This is a genomic window from Pseudomonas paraeruginosa, assembly GCF_003025345.2.
In the GTDB taxonomy this organism is placed as follows: Bacteria; Pseudomonadota; Gammaproteobacteria; order Pseudomonadales; family Pseudomonadaceae; genus Pseudomonas; species Pseudomonas paraeruginosa.
In genome coordinates this window covers 1,502,994-1,519,703 of record NZ_CP020560.1, presented here as the reverse complement: position 1 = coordinate 1,519,703, position 16,710 = coordinate 1,502,994, and the positions used below count along the sequence as shown (strand labels likewise).

The following is a 16,710-nucleotide window of genomic DNA, read 5'->3' as shown; positions in this document are numbered from 1 at the left end:
ACGCTATCCCACCTTGCGCACCCTCAGCGCAACCTCGATCTCGCCGAGGATCGTCGGGTCGTCGATGGTCGATGGCGCCGCGTAGTCCTCGCCATCGGCGATCTTGCGCAGCACCGCGCGGAGGATCTTCCCGGAGCGGGTCTTCGGCAGCCGCTTGACCACCACCACCCGCTGGAAGCAGGCCAGCGCGCCGATCTGTTCGCGGACCAGTACCACCAGCTCGCGCTGCAGCTGCTCGGCGGCGATTCCGGCATCGTCCTTGAGCACCACCAGCCCCAGCGGCACATGGCCCTTGAGTTCGTCCCGCACGCCGATCACCGCGCACTCGGCGACCGCCTGGTGCTGCGCCACGCGCTCCTCCATCTCGCCGGTGGACAGGCGGTGCCCGGAAACGTTTATCACGTCGTCGGTACGACCCATGATGTAGACGAAACCGTCCTCGTCGAGGTAGCCGCCGTCGCCGGTGTGGTAGTAGCCGGGATAGTTGCCCAGGTAGGCCTGGAGGTAGCGCGGGTGGTCACCCCAGAGGGTCTGCGCGCAACCCGGCGGCAGCGGCAGGGCGATGGCGATCGCGCCCTGGCGGTTCGGCCCCAGCGGCCGGCCGTCCTCGTCCAGCACCTGCACGTGGTAGCCGGGCACCGCGCGGTTGGTCGAACCGGCGCGCAGGTCGTGGCCGGCGATCCCGGTGCACGGCGCGGTCACCGGCCAGCCGGTCTCGGTCTGCCACCAGTGGTCGTGGACCGGCCGCCCGGTATGCTCCTCCAGCCAGTGCTGGGTACTGCTGTCGAGCTTCTCGCCGGCGAGGAACAGATGGCGCAGCGAACCCAGGTCGTAGCGCCTCACCCGTTCGCCATGCGGGTCTTCCTTGCGGATCGCGCGGATCGCCGTCGGCGCGCAGAACAGGCTGTTCACCTTGTGCTCTTCGATCACCCGCCAGTAGGCGCCGGCGTCCGGCGTGCGCACCGGCTTGCCTTCGTAGAACACCGTGGTGCAGCCGCACATCAGCGGGCCGTAGACGATCAGCGAGTGGCCGACCACCCAGCCGACGTCGGAGATTCCCCACCAGACGTCGCCGGCCTGCATCCCGTAGATGTTGCGCACCGCGTAGCGCAGCGCCACCGCGTGGCCGCCGTTGTCGCGGACGATGCCCTTGGGTTTGCCGGTGGTGCCCGAGGTGTACATGATGTACAGCGGATCGCCGCTGGCCACCGGCACCGGATCGGCCGGCTCGGCGGCGGCGAGGCAGTCCTGCCAGTCCAGGTCGCGGCCCGGGTGCAGGCGCGCGAGGGCCTGCGGGCGCTGCCAGACCATGACGTGGTCGGGCTGGTGGATCGCCAGTTCGAGGGCCTTGTCCACCAGCGGCTTGTATTCGATCACCCGGTCGAACTCCAGCCCGCAGGAAGCGCTGAGCACCAGTTTCGGCCTGGCATCGTCGATGCGCAGGGCCAGTTCGTAGGGTGCGAAGCCACCGAACACCACCGAGTGCACCGCGCCCAGGCGCGCGCAGGCGAGCATGGCCATGGCCGCCTGCGGCACCATCGGCATGTAGATGATCACCCGGTCACCCTTGCCGACCCCCAGGGCGCGCAGGGCACCGGCCAGGCGCGCCACTTCGTCGCGCAGCCGCAGGTAGCTGTAGCGGTCCTGGACGCCGGTCACCGGCGAGTCGTAGATCAGCGCGGTCTGTTCGCCTCGCCCCTCCTCGATCTGCCGGTCGAGGGCCAGGTAGGCGCTGTTCAGGCGGCCGTCGGCGAACCAGCGGTGGGTGCCGTCGGACAGGCTCTCGAGGATGTTCGCGGGCGCCTGGTACCAGGCGACGGAGCGGGCCTGCTCGGCCCAGAACGCGGCCGGCTCGGCGATCGAGCGGGCATGCTGATGCAGGTACGTCATGTTCCAGCCCTCTGATTGTTCTTATTAGGGATGAAGCAGTGAGTTCGGCTTGAAGCGTTGCGCGAGTGGAAACCCTGTAGGAAAACACTTATCCGTTTTTCCTACAGAGTTCCGCAGTATGGGCGGGTGGACCCCGCCCGCCATCAACCTTTGGTCGTAGGTCTCAGTCCTTGCCGCGATAGAGCTTCTGGATACTGGAGAAGTCCAGCCCGGCATGCTCCGCATCGGCCTGGGCGTGCAGGTTGAACAGGTTGCGCGCCAGCGCGCCGAGCGGCGTCGAGGCCTGCACCGCCTGGGCATTGGCCAGGGCCAGGCCGAGGTCCTTGTTCATCAGGCGTACCTGGAAGCCGCCGGCATAGTCGTTGCTCGCCGGCGCCTGCGGCATCACCCCGGCCAGGGGTTGTAGACGTTCAGCGCCCAGTTGCCGCCGGAACTCTGCTTCATCACCTCGGACAGCACCGCCGGATCGAGGCCGTTCCTCACCCCCAGCGCCAGCGCCTCGGCAGTGCCGGCCATGAGGATGCCGAGGAGCATGTTGTTGCAGATCTTCGCCACCTGGCCGGCGCCGTGGTCGCCGGCATGGAAGATGTTCCGGCCCATGTTCTCGAGGATCGGCCGGGCCCGCGCGAAGCCTTCGGCGGGACCGCCGACGATGAAGCTCAGGGTGCCGGCGCGGGCGCCACCGACGCCACCGGAGACCGGCGCGTCGAGCAGGGTCAGGCCCCTGCCCGCGGCCGCCTCGGCGACCTTGCGCGCGGTCTCCGGGGCGATGGTCGAGCAGTCGATCAGCAGCGGCTTGCCGGCGAGCCGGGCGAGCAGGCCGTCGTCGCCGAGATACAGGCTTTCCACGTGCTGCCCGGCCGGCAGCATGCTGATCACCACTTCGGCGCCTTCGCAGCACTGCAAGGCGCTGTCGGCTCCCTGCGCGCCCTGCTCGACCAGGCCCAGCACGGCCTTGGGCTGCAGATCGAAGACATTCACCCGGTGGCCGGCCTTGAGCAGGTTGGCGGCCATCGGCGCGCCCATGTTGCCCAGGCCGAGAAATGCGATGTTGGCCATCTGTGTATCTCCGTCTCAGCGCATCTGGATCGAGAAGTTGGTCCCGGCCACGCTGTCGCTGTCGAACCAGCGCGCGGTCACGGTCTTGGTCTCGGTGTAGAAGCGCACGCCCTGCTTGCCGTAGGCGTGCAGGTCGCCGTAGAACGAGCCCTTCCAACCGGTGAAGGAGAAGAACGGCAGCGGTACCGGGATCGGGATGTTGATGCCGACCTGGCCGACCTCGATGTGGTGCTGGAAGGTCCGCGCCGCGGCGCCGGAACTGGTGAAGATCGAGGTGCCGTTGCCGTAGGGGCTTTCGTTGATCAGGCGGATCGCCTGCTCCAGGCTGTCGACCTCGGCCAGGCAGAGCACCGGGCCGAACACCTCTTCGCGGTAGATCGCCATGTCCGGGCGCACCCCGGCGAACAGCGTCGGGCCGACCCAGTTGCCGTCCGGGTATCCCTCGACCTCGTAGTCGCGGCCATCCAGCAGCAGTTGCGCGCCCTCCTCCACGCCCTGGCCGATCAGGCGCTCGATGCGCGCCTTGGCCTGCGGGTTGATCACCGGGCCGTAGCTGGCGCCGCTGTCGTCCCATGGGCCGGGGCGGACCTTGGCCAGCGCGTCGCGGATGTCCGGGATCCACTCGCGGGCGGCCCCCACCAGCACCGCCACCGAGATCGCCATGCAGCGCTGCCCGGCCGCGCCCACCGAGGCACCGACCAGGTTGCTGATGACCTGCGCCTTGTCCGCGTCGGGCATGATCACCATGTGGTTCTTCGCCCCGGCGAAGCTCTGCACGCGCTTATTGTGCGCGGTGCCGGTGTGGTAGACGTACTGGCCGACCGCGACCGAGCCGACGAAGGACACCGCCTTCACCTGCGGGTGCTTGAGCAACTGGTCGACCTGTTCCTTGCCGCCATGCACCACCTGCAGCACGCCCTTCGGCGCACCGGCCTCGAGGAACAGCTCGGCGAGCCGCACGCTGGTCAGCGGCACCTGCTCGGAAGGCTTGAGGATGAAGGCGTTGCCGCAGGCGATGGCCAGCGGGAACATCCACAGCGGGATCATCGCCGGGAAGTTGAACGGGGTGATGCCGACGCACACGCCCAGCGGCTGGGTGATGCTGTAGGTGTCGATGTTGCGGGCGACGTTCTCCACCGTCTCGCCCATCAGCAGCGAGGGCACGTTGCAGGCGTGCTCGACCACCTCGATGCCGCGCCAGACGTCGCCCCTGGCGTCCTCGAAAGTCTTGCCCAGCTCGCTGGAGACGATCTTCGCCAGTTCGTCGTGGTGTTCCTTGAGCAGCGCCTGGTAACGCAGCATCACCCGCGCGCGCTCGGAAACCGGGGTTTCCTTCCAGCTGGCGAAGGTTTCGCGGGCGCTGGCCACCGCCTGCTCGACCTGCTCCGCGCTGGCGCAGGCGATCTCCGCCAGGGTGCTGTTGTCGAGGGGATTGCTGACCGGGATGCGCTGGGCGCCGAGACCTTCGACGAAGGCTCCCGCGATGAGGTGGCGGACTGGGACTGACATGAACCCTCCTGCACCGGCCAGGCCGGCTTTTATTGTTGTGGCGGACTGGGACGAGGCCGATTCGGACCTCGCTTTGGCCAAGAAGCTATCACTGGGCGGAAGGTCGCGAGATCGACTAAATTGTGTTGTTCATGGACTATATTGCGGAGCCGGCTACCGACATGTCGCACACCTCCGACTGGCCCCTGCCGGCCGACAGCCTGCGCTTGCCGATCCCGCCGGCGCTGCTGGAGAAACTCGCGGTCCACCCGCTCAGCCGCGACCTCTACCCCACCTCCCTGGGCCACTACCGGCGCGCCCGCGACCACCGCATGAGCCGCGAGCGGCATGACGAGCACCTGCTGATCTACTGCAGCGAAGGCCAGGGCCTGTTGCGCGTGCGCGAGGCCGAGGCCTGGCGCGAATACCGGGTCGGCAGCGGCGACCTGCTCTGGCTGCCGCCGGGCATGGCCCACGACTACGCCGCCGACGACCGCCAACCCTGGACCATCTTTTGGACCCACCTGCGCGGCGACAGCGCCACCTGGCTGCAACACAGCGCCGGCTACCGCGACACCCCGCTGCGCCATTGGGGCCTGCAACACGCCCTGCTCGGCGGCTTCGAGCAACTGCTGGAAGTGCGCCACAGCGGCTACCGCTTCCAGCACTTCCTGCTCGCCGCCAGCCGCCTGCGCAGCCTGCTCTGCCAGCTCCCGCTGCTGCGCCCGCTGCGCGAGGGCAGCCTGGACCTCGACGGACTGCACGCCTACATGCGCGAACACCTGCATGCGCGCCTCGAACTGGAACGCCTGGCGGCCTTCTGCAACCTGTCGAAGTTCCATTTCGTCAGTCGCTACAAGGCGATCACCGGGCGTACGCCGATCCAGCACTTCCTGCACCTGAAGATCGAGTACGCCTGCCAGTTGCTCGACGGCAGCGACCAGAGCGTGGCCCGGGTCGGCCAGGCCGTCGGCTATGACGACAGCTACTACTTCTCGCGCCTGTTCAGCAAGGTCATGGGCCTGTCGCCAAGCGCCTATCGGCAGCGGGTAAGGCAGGGCCAGGGCGGCGCCTGAAAGCCCTGCGCCGGGGTTCGAAACGAAGCGGCAACCGGTTGTCGGCAAACTGATCCCGGTCAGTGTTTTCCGGGCCGACAGGACTAGACTGAAGCTCCCTTTCCAGCCCCGATGGATGAATCGCCATGAACATCCTCGTCCGCCCGTCGCAAACCCCGAAAGGCCAATGCTGGCAAGTCTGCCTCGACCAGCAGGCCGTCAACTTCCGTAGCGAAAGCGAGGCCCGGCGTTTCGTCGACCGCCTCGAGGCGCGCCTGCGCGCGCCCCACGTGCTGCCCGAACTGAAGCAGCGAACGGCCTGATCCGCGCTCAGGCGGCCTGGCGCTCCAGGCGCCCGGTCTGCCAGGCGAGCAGGGTGGCGACCGCGCCGCAGACGGCGATCACCAGGGTCATGGGGATCGCCGTGCCGTCGTGGAGCACGCCGACCAGCGCCGAAGCGCCCGCCGCCACGCTGAACTGCAGACTGCCCATCAGCGCCGAGGCGCTGCCGGCGTGCTGTCCCTGCCCGGCCATCGCGCAGGCGGAGGCGTTGGGAATGATGCAGCCGAGGCTGGCCACGCACCCGAACAGCGGAACCAGCAGCGGCCACAGCGTGGCCGGTTGCAGCGAGGCGATGCCCAGCAGCGCCAGGCCGCACGCCAGGTAGCCCCAGATGATCCGCCGCAGCCAGAACGCCGGCCCGCGATAGCGCAGCAGCCGCGCATTGACCTGCGCCATGACGATGAAGCCCGCGGCGTTGCTGCCGAACAGCCAGCCATAATGCTCGGCGGGAACCCCGTAGAGCTGGATGAATACGTAGGGCGAACCGGCGATGTAGGCGAACATCCCGGCCATCGCCACTCCACCGGAGAGACCGTAGGCGAGGAACAGGCGGTCGGCGAACAGCCGCCGGTACTGCCCCAGCGCGCCGGACAGCGGCGGACGCTCGCCGTCGGCGGGGATGGTTTCCGGCAGCCACAGCGCCACGCCGAGGCCGGCCAGGGCGGCGAACAGGGTCAGGCAGACGAAGATCGACTGCCAGCCGTGCCAGTCGAGCAGCAGGCCGCCGGCCACCGGCGCGAGGATCGGCGCCAGGCCCATCACCAGCATCAACTGGGAAAACGCCTTGGCGGCGCCGATCGGGTCGCACAGGTCGCGCACCACCGCCCGCGAGATGACCATCCCGGCGCAGCCGCCGAGGGCCTGGACGAAACGCGCGGCGATCAGCCATTCCAGGCTCGGCGCCAGGGCGCAGGCGGCCGAGGCCAGGGTGAAGATGCTCACTCCCACCAGCAGCGGCAGGCGCCGGCCATAGCGGTCGGCCACCGGGCCATAGAGCAGTTGGCCGATGGACAGGCCGGCGAAGTAGGCGGCCAGGCTCAGTTGGACGTGCTCGACGTCGGTGGCGAAGGCCTTGGCCAGGGTCGGGAAGCTCGGCAGGTAGAAGTCGATGGCCAGTGGCCCGAAGGCGCTCAAGGCTCCCAGTATCAGCAGGATGCGCAGGTTCATGGATCGCTCGGCACGGAGCGTCGGCACCAGGCGGGGCATCTCCCCGCGCAACTCCCGGCCAGCGGGACGACGACGCTGTCATTGAATCGGAATGTGAAGACGGGCGACTCCGGGCCCGCGGGCCGGTACGGGCGGAAGATGGAGCGGACGCCGGGGAGTCGCCGGAAAAAGTAGCGCGCAGCATACCACCGAAGGCCCCGACGATCATGGCCCACCGGGCAGCCTCCAGGAAAACGACGGTTCACGAATGAGCGGCACTAGACAAAGGTGGTGTCGAAATACTTCGAGTCCGCCCGAGCGCGACTAAAATCGGTACACTCCCCGCCCCGTTGCCGAGACCGACTCCCGACTACCCAGCACAGCACAGCATGCGACGCACAAAGGAAGACTCCGAGAAAACCCGTACGGCCATCCTCCTGGCCGCCGAGGAACTGTTCCTGGAAAAGGGCGTGTCCCATACCAGCCTGGAACAGATCGCCAGGGCCGCCGGGGTGACCCGTGGCGCCGTCTACTGGCACTTCCAGAACAAGGCCCACCTGTTCAACGAGATGCTCAACCAGGTACGCCTGCCACCGGAGCAACTCACCGAGCGCCTGTCCGGCTGCGACGGCAGCGATCCGCTGCGCTCGCTCTACGACCTGTGCCTGGAGGCCGTGCAATCGCTGCTGACCCAGGAAAAGAAACGGCGCATCCTGACCATCCTGATGCAGCGCTGCGAGTTCACCGATGAACTGCGCGAGGCGCAGGAGCGCAACAACGCCTTCGTGCAGATGTTCATCGAGCTCTGCGAGCAACTGTTCGCCCGCGAGGAATGCCGCGTCCGCCTGCATCCGGGACTGACCCCGCGGATCGCCTCACGCGCCTTGCACGCGCTGATCCTCGGGCTGTTCAACGACTGGTTGCGCGATCCGCGCCTGTTCGACCCGGCCACCGACGCGGAACACCTGCTGGAGCCGATGTTCCGCGGGCTGGTCCGCGACTGGGGTCAGGCCAGCTCGGCGCCGTAGCCTTCCTCGCGGATCGCCTCGAGCACCTGGCCGCTGTCGAGCCGGCTGGCGACCCGCACCTCGCCGGCACCGAGGTCGACCTGGACGTCCGCCGCCGAATCCTTCGCCTGCACCGCCTGGGTGATCGCCCGTACGCAGTGGCCGCAGGTCATGCCCTGAACCTTGAAGACTTGCATGGTATTGCCTCTCTGGTGGTCATCGATGCCGCGAGTGTCAACCTTCCCATGATGTCAAGGTCAAGCTGAAACATCCGGTAACCGACGAAGCGTCAAGAACGGGTAAAGGCGCGGTAAAGAGGCTTAAACCACACAAAGCCCATGGTTAACATGTTCACCTTGATTTTCATGAGGTAGAACCATGTCCATCCGCCGCTATTCCCCGTCCCAGATCGCCCTGCACTGGCTCAGCGCCATCGCGGTGCTGCTGATCATCGCCCTGCCCTACGGCGCCGACCTTTTCGCCGGCCCGCTCGGCGGCAAGGGCAACGTGTTCACCCTGCACAAGTCGCTGGGCGTGGCGGTCCTGCTACTGACCCTGGCGCGCCTGGTGCTGCACCGCACCCAGGGCACCCCGGATACCCTGGCCGCCTGTCCCGACTGGCAGCGCTTCGCGGCCAAGTCCGGGCATGCGCTGCTGTATGCGGTGCTGATCGTCATGCCGCTCTCCGGCATGCTCGCCGGCAAGCGTCCGCTGGACCTGTTCTGGCTGGTGCAGGTCGGCCCGTTCGACTTGCCGGAAGCCTTCAAGGCGTTCGCCGGCGGCACCCACGTCACCCTCCAGTACCTGCTTTTCGCGCTGATCCTCGGCCACGCCGTCGCGGCCATCTGGCACCACCGCGTGCAGAAGGACGATGTACTGCGCGCCATGCTGCCACAGCGCGGCGCCTGATCCCGGCGACGGACGGGCGCGCGGTTGCCCGTCCCGACTTGTCGCGGCCCCCGGCTTCGGCCAAGCTTTTCCGCACGCCCCCGCCGTCGAGGCCCGTCATGTCCCGTATGCTTCCCTTTTCGCTGTACATCCTCGCCCTCGCCTGCGCCCTTCCGGTGGGCGCCACGGAGCCACAACCGGCGGGCGGCGCCTGGGCGCAACCGGACCCGGCGCCGATCGGCTACGCGGTGCTCAACATTTCCCGCGAGCGGGTCGAGTCCGGCACCGCCTGCGACGTCGGCCTGTATGTCCACGACGAACTGGTCGGCAACCTGCAGCCCGGCGCCAGCCTGGCGCTGAACCTGCAACCCGGCGCGGTCAACCTGCGGCTAGCGCCGAACGGCCCGGGCGACGCCTGCCGCAACGGCATGACCATCCTCGCCGGGCAGACCCTGACCCTGCGCGCCGGGGAAATCCGCAACCTGCGCATTACCCTCGGTGCCGGTGGGCTCTACCTGGCGCCGGTGGCGGATGGGTACTGAGGGTTAGCGATTTGCCCTGGAGCATTCGCCATGACTCAGGGCACGGAGGTGGCGTTTCGGCACAGGTGCCCGGGGACTGCCTGGAGGGCCGTGAATGCGTGCAAAAGACTCGCCCCACCGCCTGAAGGCCAAGCATGATTTCGTGTATGCCAGGCCTTCACATACCGACACCCTGATCCGTAGGGCGAATAACCGCTCGCGGTTATCCGCCGCCTATCCGGGGCATCGGCGGATACCGCCTGTGGCGGTATTCGCCCTACGGGTCTATATCGCTCGTGATTTCTTAGCTATACGGCAGTGAGAGGGGACGCTGTTGCTTAGCGCTTGAGCGGGCTTCATGTTTGGTGGTAAGGAACCAAAAGACTCGCCCCGGCATCCGGCCCCCTGACGGGGCGGGTTTGCCGCCCCACCACTTGGAGGGCAAGCCTCACTTTGTGCATGCCAGGAGCGCGATCCGCAGGGCTTCGGTATGTGGAGGTCTGGCGTGCACGAGGTCATCCCCCTCCTGAAACGCCTCTCAGCTCAATCGAATCCTTCCGCTCGCCACCAGCACCGCATGCCCGGCGATACTCACCCGCTCGCCCTCCAGCCGGCACCACAGCTCGCCGCCGCGGGCCGAGCACTGCTGGGCGGTCAGCGACAGTTTGTTCAAGCGCCGGGCCCAATAGGGAATCAGGCTGCAATGCGCGGAGCCGGTCACCGGATCCTCGTCGACGCCCATCACCGGGGCGAAGAAGCGCGAGACGAAATCCTTCTGCTGCCCTCGCGCGGTAATGATCACGCCGCGCCAGGGCAGCCGCGCCAGGGCCGCGAAGTCCGGACGGCAGGCACGCACCGCGTCCTCGGACTCGAGCAGTACCAGCAGCTTGTCGGTGGAGCCCAGCACGTCCACCGGCGGCAGGCCGAGGGCCTGCTCCAGTTCGATGGTGCTGCCGACCTCGCTCGGGTACTGCGCGGGGAAATCCAGGGCCAGGCGCGAGTCCTCGCGGGCGACCCGCAGCGCACCGGAGCGAGAGATGAATTCCAGGCGCTCGCCTGGTTCGTCATGGACCTCGAACAGTACATGGGCCGCCGCCAGGGTGGCGTGGCCACAGAGCGCCACCTCGACGCTCGGGGTGAACCAGCGGATCCGCCAGGCCTCGCCCTCGCGAACGACGAAGGCGGTCTCGGACAGGTTGTGCTCGGCCGCGATCATCTGCATCAGCTCATCGGCCAGCCAGGCGTCGAGGCGATAGACCATGGCGGGATTGCCGCTGAACGGACGGGAGGAAAACGCGTCGACCTGATGGAACTCGAGCTGCATGGCACACCTCCTGGGGACGATCGCCCCGGCATGCCACCAGCGGCTCCGGGATGGGCGACACAGTACGATCTTTTCCGATCGTAACAGTGGGACTTCGCCCTGCCTTCGACCCATTGCCCGAGCGGGCGTTTGCGGCGACCTGCCGGCGTTGTGAAGCCATCGGCAAGAACACCGCGTTCCGCACCGGACTCGCAGGGTCGGCGAACGAGTTCTGCGCCGTCCGCCCTGGCGGCCGGGAAAGCCGCTCAGGTCTCGCTGCGCACCCGCCGCACCGCGTTCTGCCAACCGGCGTAGAGCTCGCCGCGACGCTCCTCGGCCATGTGCGCGTCGAAGCGGCGCTGCAGGTGCCAGTGGCTGGCGATGTCGTCCAGGTCGCGATAGAAACCGGCCTTCAGGCCAGCCATGTAGGCCACGCCGAGGGCGGTGGTCTCGGTGACTTCCGGGCGCTCCACGGTGACGCCGAGGATGTCGGTGAGGAACTGCATCACCCAGTTGTTCACCACCATCCCGCCGTCCACCCGCAGCGCGCTGGGTGGCGTACCGTCCTGGCGCATCGCTTCGAGCAGGTCGCGGGTCTGGTAGCAGACCGACTGCAGGCCGGCGGTGACGATCTCCTTGATGCCGGTGTCGCGGGTCAGGCCGAAGATCGCGCCGCGCGCCTTCGGGTCCCAGTAGGGCGCGCCGAGGCCGGTGAAGGCCGGCACCAGGTAGACGCCGTTGGAGTCGCCGGCCTGGATCGCCAGGGCTTCGCTCTCGTGGGCGTGGTCGATCAGCTTGATGCCGTCGCGCAGCCACTGCACCGCGGCGCCGGCGACGAAGATGCTGCCTTCCACGGCGTAGCTGACCTTGCCGTCCAGGCGGTAGCCGACCGTGGTGAGCAGGCGGTTCTTCGAGGTCACCGGCTGCTCGCCGGTGTTCTGGATCATGAAGCAGCCGGTGCCGTAGGTACTCTTCACCATGCCCGGCTGGAAGCAGGCCTGGCCGATCAGCGCGGCCTGCTGGTCGCCGGCCATGCCCAGCACCGGGATCGCCGCGCCAAGCAGCGACGGCTCGGTGACGCCGAACTCCGCCGCGCAGTCGAGCACCTCCGGTAGCAGGCTGCGCGGGATCCCGAACAGCGCCAGCAGCTCCTCGTCCCAGTCCTGGTTGTGGATGTTGAACAGCAGGGTGCGCGAGGCATTGGTCGCGTCGGTGCGATGGGAGCGCCCACCGGTCAGGCGCCAGAGCAGGAAGCAGTCGACGGTGCCGAAGCGCAACTCGCCGCGTTCGGCGCGCTGGCGGGCGCCGGGCACGTTGTCGAGGATCCAGCGCAGCTTGGTGGCGGAGAAATAAGGATCGATCAGCAGCCCGGTGCGCGCACTGACGTTCGCCTCGTGGCCGGCGGCCTTGAGTTCGGCGCAGTAGTCGGCGGTACGGCGGTCCTGCCAGACGATGGCCGGGTGGACCAGGTCGCCGCTGGCGGCGTCCCAGACCAGCGTGGTCTCGCGCTGGTTGGTGATGCCGATGGCGGCGATGTCCGCCGCGTTCAGGCCCTTGCGCGCAAGCGCGTCGCGGCAGACCTGGAGGGTGGTCAGCCAGATTTCCTCGCCGTCGTGCTCCACCCAGCCGTCCTTCGGGAAGTACTGCTTGAATTCCTGCTGGCAGCTCGCCACCGGCAAGCCCTGGGCACTGAACACGATGGCGCGGGAGCTGGTGGTGCCCTGGTCGATGGCAAGGAGGTAGTGGGACATGGAAAACCTGACAGATTGAAAAGTAAGACGAATGCCGGTCGCTCGACCGACGGGGTTAGCGGCTCATTCGCGGCCGATGGCGGCGAACGAGCCCTGGGTCAGCCGGGCCAGCACCTCGGCCGCCAGCTCCACCTCCAGCCCGCGCCGTCCTGCGCTGACATGGATGCTCGGGTACTGCCGCGCGCTTTCATCGATGAAGGTGCGCAGGCGCTTCTTCTGCCCCAGCGGGCTGATCCCGCCCACCAGGTAACCGGTGGCCCGCTGCGCCGCCTGCGGATCGGCCATGTCGGCCTTCTTCGCCCCCGCCGCGTGGGCCAGGGCCTTCAGGTCGAGGCTGCCGATCACCGGTACCACCGCCACCAGCAATTCGCCCTTCTCCGTGGCGGCGAGCAGCGTCTTGAATACCCGCTGCGGATCCAGGCCGAGTTTTTCCGCGGCTTCCAGCCCGTAGGACGGCGCCTTGGGGTCATGGCTGTAGCTGAGCACCTTGTGTTCGGCGCGAGCCTTTTTCAGCAGGTCGATGGCAGGGGTCATGGGTACTCCCGGAGAAGAACGTGGGCTGAAAACCGGCGCCTACCTTAAGCCATCCCCGGCAACCCTGCACGGGCCTCGATGCCGCGGCTGGCGTGCCTCGGGCAGGATGTTCGGTTGGCCGCGAAAACGAAACCAGAGGGTCGGTTTTCGGACAAACGTTCATCTTCGCGCTTTGACAGCATTCCTTTGTGAATATATTTTTTCGAAACTGAACAATTTTCACGACTGCCCGCCATAATTACAAGAACAGACAAGAGAGGCCCCATGACCACTGCCGCCCCGACCCCGTCTCTGTTCGGCCAATGCCTGGCCGAGTTCCTCGGCACCGCCCTCCTCATTTTCTTCGGCACCGGTTGTGTCGCCGCCCTCAAGGTCGCCGGCGCAAGCTTCGGCCTGTGGGAGATCAGCATCATCTGGGGAGTCGGTGTCAGCCTGGGCATCTACCTCAGCGCCGGCGTCTCCGGCGCGCACCTGAACCCGGCGGTGAGCATCGCGCTATGGCTGTTCGCCGGCTTCGAGGGGCGCAAGCTGCCGTTCTACATGGCCGCCCAGGTGGCCGGCGCGTTCTGTGCGGCGGCGCTGGTCTACACCCTCTACAGCAGCCTGTTCGTCGAATTCGAGCAGGCGCAGCACATCGTCCGCGGCAGCCAGGACAGCCTGGCCCTGGCCTCGGTATTCTCCACCTACCCACACCCGGCGCTGTCGGTCGGCCAGGCGTTCCTCGTCGAGATGGTGATCACCGCGATCCTGATGGCGGTGATCATGGCCCTTACCGACGACGGCAACGGCCTGCCGCGCGGCCCGCTGGCGCCGCTGCTGATCGGCCTGCTGATCGCCGTGATCGGCAGCGCCATGGGCCCGCTGACCGGCTTCGCGATGAACCCGGCGCGCGACTTCGGGCCCAAGCTGATGACCTACCTGGCCGGCTGGGGGCCCATCGCCTTCACCGGCGGCCGCGAGATTCCCTACTTCCTGGTGCCGATCTTCGCGCCGATCCTCGGTGCCTGCCTCGGCGCCGGCGGCTATCGTGTACTGATCGCGCGCCATCTGCCGAGCGCCGCGGCGCCGGCCGACGCCGAGCCGGAGAAGGTTCGCGCTTCCTGACCGCCCGCTACATCCCGCCATAGCCACAAGGCCACAGCCATGACCGACAAGCACAACAAGAAGTACGTCGTCGCCCTGGACCAGGGCACCACCAGTTCCCGCGCCATCGTCTTCGACCGCGACGCCAACGTGGTCAGCCAGGCCCAGCGCGAGTTCGCCCAGTTCTACCCGCAGGCCGGCTGGGTCGAGCACGATCCGATGGAAATCTGGGCCACGCAGAGCTCGACCCTGGTCGAGGCCCTGGCCCAGGCCAGCATCGAGCACGACCAGGTGGCCGCCATCGGCATCACCAACCAGCGCGAGACCACGGTGGTCTGGGACCGCCACAGCGGCCGGCCGATCCACAACGCGATCGTCTGGCAGTGCCGGCGCAGCGCGGCGATCTGCGCGCAGCTCAAGCGCGACGGCCTGGAAGACTATATCCGCGAGACCACCGGGCTGGTCACCGACCCGTACTTCTCCGGGACCAAGCTGAAGTGGATCCTCGACAACGTCGAAGGCGCCCGCGAACGCGCGCGCAATGGCGACCTGCTGTTCGGCACCATCGACACCTGGCTGATCTGGAAGCTCACCGAAGGCAAGGTCCACGTCACCGACTACACCAATGCCTCGCGGACGATGCTGTTCAACATCCATAGCCTCGACTGGGACGCGCGGATGCTCGAGGTACTCGACATCCCGCGCTCGATGCTGCCCGAGGTGCGCAACTCTTCGGAAATCTACGGCAACGCCCGGATCGGCGGGGTCGGCGGCGGCGAGCTGCCGATCGCCGGGATCGCCGGCGACCAGCAGGCCGCCCTGTTCGGCCAGATGTGCGTGGAGCCGGGGCAGGCGAAGAACACCTATGGCACCGGCTGCTTCCTGCTGATGCACACTGGCGACAAGGCGGTGAAATCCACCCACGGCCTGCTCACCACCATCGCCTGCGGCCCGCGCGGCGAGGTCGGCTATGCACTGGAGGGCGCGGTGTTCAACGGCGGCTCCACGGTGCAATGGCTGCGCGACGAACTGAAGGTGATCAACGACTCCTTCGATTCCGAGTACTTCGCCACCAAGGTCAAGGACAGCAACGGCGTCTACCTGGTGCCGGCCTTCACCGGCCTCGGCGCGCCCTATTGGGATCCCTATGCGCGCGGCGCGGTGTTCGGCCTGACCCGCGGGGTCAAGGCCGACCACCTGATCCGCGCCACCCTGGAGTCGATCGCCTACCAGACCCGCGACGTGCTCGACGCCATGCAGCAGGACGCCGGCGAGCGCCTGCGCGCCCTGCGCGTGGACGGCGGGGCGGTGGCCAACAACTTCCTCATGCAGTTCCAGGCCGACATCCTCGGCACCCGCGTGGAACGTCCGGTGATGCGCGAGACCACCGCCCTCGGCGCCGCCTACCTGGCCGGCCTGGCCTGCGGCTTCTGGAGCAGCCTCGACGAGCTGAAGAGCAAGGCGGTGATCGAACGGGTGTTCGAGCCGGAGTGCGACGAACCCCGGCGCGAAAAACTCTATGCCGGCTGGAAGAAAGCCGTGGAGCGCACCCGCGACTGGGACGACGGCGAGCGGTGAGCGCCCGGCGCCATTCGCCGTTACGCAGCGGATGGCGCTTTTCCCCGCGCCGCTCTGGCCTGCCCTGGGCAACGTTTGCGGCGACCGCCGCGCCACCCTCCGTGCTTCATGCGCGGCTGACAACGGGGCCCCTCGTGCGGCATCCTTGGCGACTTTCCAGGGTTCCGGCCCGGCAGCACGAGAACAACCAATGAACCTGCCCCCCCGACAGCAAAGCATCATCGAGGAGGTCCGCGAGCGCGGTTACCTAAGCATCGAGGAGATGGCGCAGATGTTCGCGGTCACCCCGCAGACCATCCGCCGCGACATCAACCAGCTCGCCGAACAGGGGCTGTTGCGCCGCTACCATGGCGGCGCGGCCTACGACTCGAGCATCGAGAACACCGCCTACACCATGCGCGCCGACCAGATGCGCGACGAGAAGCAGCGCATCGCCGAAGCCGTGGCCAGCCTGGTACCGGACAACGCCTCGCTGTTCATCAACATCGGCACCACCACCGAGGCCATCGCCCGCGCCCTGCTCAACCACCGCAACCTGAAGATCATCACCAACAACCTTCACGTGGCCGCCACCCTCAGCGCCAAGGAAGACTTCGAAGTGCTGGTCGCCGGCGGCACCGTGCGCAGCGACGGCGGCATCGTCGGCCAGGCGGCGGTGGACTTCATCCAGCAGTTCCGCGTCGACTTCGCCCTGGTCGGCATCAGCGGCATCGACGAGGACGGCAGCCTGCTCGACTTCGACTACCAGGAAGTGCGCGTATCCCAGGCGATCATCGACAACGCCCGGCAGGTGTTCCTGGCCGCCGACTCGAGCAAGTTCGGCCGTAACGCGGTGGTCCGCCTGGGGCCGATCTCGCTGGTCAACCGGGTCATCAGCGACAGCCCGCCGCCCGCCGCCATCGCCCGCCTGATGGCGCAGCACAAGGTCCAACTGGACCTGGTCTGAGGCATTTTCCCTCCCACGGCGCCGTTCGGCGCCGTGAATGTTCGTTTCAGAAAAACCACCTGCCGACGCCTGACCATGCGCCGCGACCATCGGCGGCCGCTTCGCGCATGCGGAGAGGG

The 16,710-nt window shown here is 67.7% G+C and carries 15 protein-coding genes and 1 pseudogene; 8 read left to right on the top strand and 8 right to left on the bottom strand.

Annotated elements, in window-relative coordinates; translation table 11 throughout:
- Nucleotides 1-3: 3 nt before the first annotated feature.
- The 3 genes and pseudogenes from B7D75_RS07325 to mmsA all read right to left on the bottom strand — a co-directional run bounded on the left by B7D75_RS07325 (nucleotide 4) and on the right by mmsA (nucleotide 4,458).
- Nucleotides 4-1,890, bottom strand: a complete 1,887-nt coding sequence (locus B7D75_RS07325) for a propionyl-CoA synthetase (protein WP_107113877.1) — start codon at nucleotides 1,888-1,890, stop codon at nucleotides 4-6.
- Nucleotides 1,891-2,053: 163 nt separating this feature from the next.
- Nucleotides 2,054-2,949, bottom strand: a pseudogene (gene mmsB / locus B7D75_RS07320) (3-hydroxyisobutyrate dehydrogenase).
- 15 nt (nucleotides 2,950-2,964) lie between these two features.
- Nucleotides 2,965-4,458 carry a CoA-acylating methylmalonate-semialdehyde dehydrogenase gene (gene mmsA / locus B7D75_RS07315; protein ID WP_053816846.1) on the bottom strand — a complete coding sequence of 498 codons (1,494 nt, stop codon included), beginning with the start codon at nucleotides 4,456-4,458 and terminating at the stop codon, nucleotides 2,965-2,967.
- 131 nt (nucleotides 4,459-4,589) lie between these two features.
- Here mmsA and mmsR point away from each other — a divergent pair, with 131 nt between their 5' ends.
- Both mmsR and B7D75_RS07305 read left to right on the top strand, forming a co-directional pair.
- Complete coding sequence (gene mmsR, locus B7D75_RS07310; protein ID WP_041025303.1) at nucleotides 4,590-5,513, top strand: MmsAB operon transcriptional regulator MmsR; 924 nt, start codon at nucleotides 4,590-4,592, stop codon at nucleotides 5,511-5,513.
- Nucleotides 5,514-5,638: 125 nt separating this feature from the next.
- A complete protein-coding gene (locus B7D75_RS07305) occupies nucleotides 5,639-5,815 on the top strand; it encodes a hypothetical protein (RefSeq protein WP_003104346.1) in 177 nt (58 codons plus the stop codon).
- Between the two features lie 7 nt (nucleotides 5,816-5,822).
- Here B7D75_RS07305 and B7D75_RS07300 read toward each other — a convergent pair whose 3' ends face one another.
- Complete coding sequence (locus tag B7D75_RS07300) at nucleotides 5,823-7,001, bottom strand: multidrug effflux MFS transporter (protein WP_033996751.1); 1,179 nt, start codon at nucleotides 6,999-7,001, stop codon at nucleotides 5,823-5,825.
- 368 nt (nucleotides 7,002-7,369) lie between these two features.
- Between B7D75_RS07300 and nalD the strand changes: the two genes are divergently transcribed.
- Complete coding sequence (nalD, locus tag B7D75_RS07295; RefSeq protein ID WP_012074742.1) at nucleotides 7,370-8,008, top strand: efflux system transcriptional repressor NalD; 639 nt, start codon at nucleotides 7,370-7,372, stop codon at nucleotides 8,006-8,008.
- Here nalD and B7D75_RS07290 read toward each other — a convergent pair.
- Entirely contained in the window at nucleotides 7,987-8,184 is a 198-nt protein-coding gene (locus B7D75_RS07290) for a heavy-metal-associated domain-containing protein (protein WP_003151561.1), read from the bottom strand. The genes nalD and B7D75_RS07290 overlap by 22 nt on opposite strands.
- 181 nt (nucleotides 8,185-8,365) lie before the next feature.
- On the opposite strand from B7D75_RS07290, the gene B7D75_RS07285 reads away from it, so the two are divergent.
- Nucleotides 8,366-8,896, top strand: a complete 531-nt coding sequence (locus B7D75_RS07285) for a cytochrome b (RefSeq protein ID WP_107113876.1) — start codon at nucleotides 8,366-8,368, stop codon at nucleotides 8,894-8,896.
- 98 nt (nucleotides 8,897-8,994) lie between these two features.
- Nucleotides 8,995-9,417, top strand: coding sequence for a hypothetical protein (locus tag B7D75_RS07280; protein WP_053816845.1), 423 nt, complete (start codon nucleotides 8,995-8,997; stop codon nucleotides 9,415-9,417).
- A gap of 517 nt (nucleotides 9,418-9,934) precedes the next feature.
- On the opposite strand, the gene B7D75_RS07275 is transcribed toward B7D75_RS07280, so the two are convergent.
- The 3 genes from B7D75_RS07275 to ybaK all read right to left on the bottom strand — a co-directional run bounded on the left by B7D75_RS07275 (nucleotide 9,935) and on the right by ybaK (nucleotide 12,984).
- Nucleotides 9,935-10,720 (bottom strand): PhzF family phenazine biosynthesis protein, encoded by a 786-nt coding sequence (locus B7D75_RS07275; protein WP_058136392.1) that lies wholly within the window; start codon nucleotides 10,718-10,720, stop codon nucleotides 9,935-9,937.
- A 245-nt stretch (nucleotides 10,721-10,965) separates the two neighbouring features.
- A complete protein-coding gene (gene glpK, locus B7D75_RS07270; RefSeq protein WP_012074737.1) occupies nucleotides 10,966-12,450 on the bottom strand; it encodes a glycerol kinase GlpK in 1,485 nt (494 codons plus the stop codon).
- 63 nt (nucleotides 12,451-12,513) lie between these two features.
- The gene (ybaK, locus tag B7D75_RS07265) at nucleotides 12,514-12,984 is read right to left on the bottom strand and encodes a Cys-tRNA(Pro) deacylase (RefSeq protein WP_012074736.1); all 471 of its coding nucleotides are present in this window, start codon (nucleotides 12,982-12,984) and stop codon (nucleotides 12,514-12,516) included.
- Between the two features lie 264 nt (nucleotides 12,985-13,248).
- Here ybaK and glpF point away from each other — a divergent pair, with 264 nt between their 5' ends.
- The 3 genes from glpF (at nucleotide 13,249) to B7D75_RS07250 (ending at nucleotide 16,591) form a co-directional block, all read left to right on the top strand.
- The gene (glpF, locus tag B7D75_RS07260) at nucleotides 13,249-14,088 is read left to right on the top strand and encodes a glycerol uptake facilitator protein GlpF (RefSeq protein ID WP_012074735.1); all 840 of its coding nucleotides are present in this window, start codon (nucleotides 13,249-13,251) and stop codon (nucleotides 14,086-14,088) included.
- A 39-nt stretch (nucleotides 14,089-14,127) separates the two neighbouring features.
- Nucleotides 14,128-15,645, top strand: coding sequence for a glycerol kinase GlpK (gene glpK, locus B7D75_RS07255; RefSeq protein WP_034080357.1), 1,518 nt, complete (start codon nucleotides 14,128-14,130; stop codon nucleotides 15,643-15,645).
- A gap of 190 nt (nucleotides 15,646-15,835) precedes the next feature.
- Nucleotides 15,836-16,591 carry a DeoR/GlpR family transcriptional regulator gene (locus B7D75_RS07250; protein ID WP_107113875.1) on the top strand — a complete coding sequence of 252 codons (756 nt, stop codon included), beginning with the start codon at nucleotides 15,836-15,838 and terminating at the stop codon, nucleotides 16,589-16,591.
- Nucleotides 16,592-16,710 lie beyond the last annotated feature (119 nt).

Bases quoted from the DNA above. Each gene is read 5' to 3' on its own strand.
- B7D75_RS07325 (WP_107113877.1), bottom strand. From the start codon at position 1,890: ATGACGTACCTGCATCAGCATGCCCGCTCGATCGCCGAGCCGGCCGCG.
- mmsA (WP_053816846.1), bottom strand. From the start codon at position 4,458: ATGTCAGTCCCAGTCCGCCACCTCATCGCGGGAGCCTTCGTCGAAGGT.
- mmsR (WP_041025303.1), top strand. From the start codon at position 4,590: ATGGACTATATTGCGGAGCCGGCTACCGACATGTCGCACACCTCCGAC.
- B7D75_RS07305 (WP_003104346.1), top strand. From the start codon at position 5,639: ATGAACATCCTCGTCCGCCCGTCGCAAACCCCGAAAGGCCAATGCTGG.
- B7D75_RS07300 (WP_033996751.1), bottom strand. From the start codon at position 7,001: ATGAACCTGCGCATCCTGCTGATACTGGGAGCCTTGAGCGCCTTCGGG.
- nalD (WP_012074742.1), top strand. From the start codon at position 7,370: ATGCGACGCACAAAGGAAGACTCCGAGAAAACCCGTACGGCCATCCTC.
- B7D75_RS07290 (WP_003151561.1), bottom strand. From the start codon at position 8,184: ATGCAAGTCTTCAAGGTTCAGGGCATGACCTGCGGCCACTGCGTACGG.
- B7D75_RS07285 (WP_107113876.1), top strand. From the start codon at position 8,366: ATGTCCATCCGCCGCTATTCCCCGTCCCAGATCGCCCTGCACTGGCTC.
- B7D75_RS07280 (WP_053816845.1), top strand. From the start codon at position 8,995: ATGTCCCGTATGCTTCCCTTTTCGCTGTACATCCTCGCCCTCGCCTGC.
- B7D75_RS07275 (WP_058136392.1), bottom strand. From the start codon at position 10,720: ATGCAGCTCGAGTTCCATCAGGTCGACGCGTTTTCCTCCCGTCCGTTC.
- glpK (WP_012074737.1), bottom strand. From the start codon at position 12,450: ATGTCCCACTACCTCCTTGCCATCGACCAGGGCACCACCAGCTCCCGC.
- ybaK (WP_012074736.1), bottom strand. From the start codon at position 12,984: ATGACCCCTGCCATCGACCTGCTGAAAAAGGCTCGCGCCGAACACAAG.
- glpF (WP_012074735.1), top strand. From the start codon at position 13,249: ATGACCACTGCCGCCCCGACCCCGTCTCTGTTCGGCCAATGCCTGGCC.
- glpK (WP_034080357.1), top strand. From the start codon at position 14,128: ATGACCGACAAGCACAACAAGAAGTACGTCGTCGCCCTGGACCAGGGC.
- B7D75_RS07250 (WP_107113875.1), top strand. From the start codon at position 15,836: ATGAACCTGCCCCCCCGACAGCAAAGCATCATCGAGGAGGTCCGCGAG.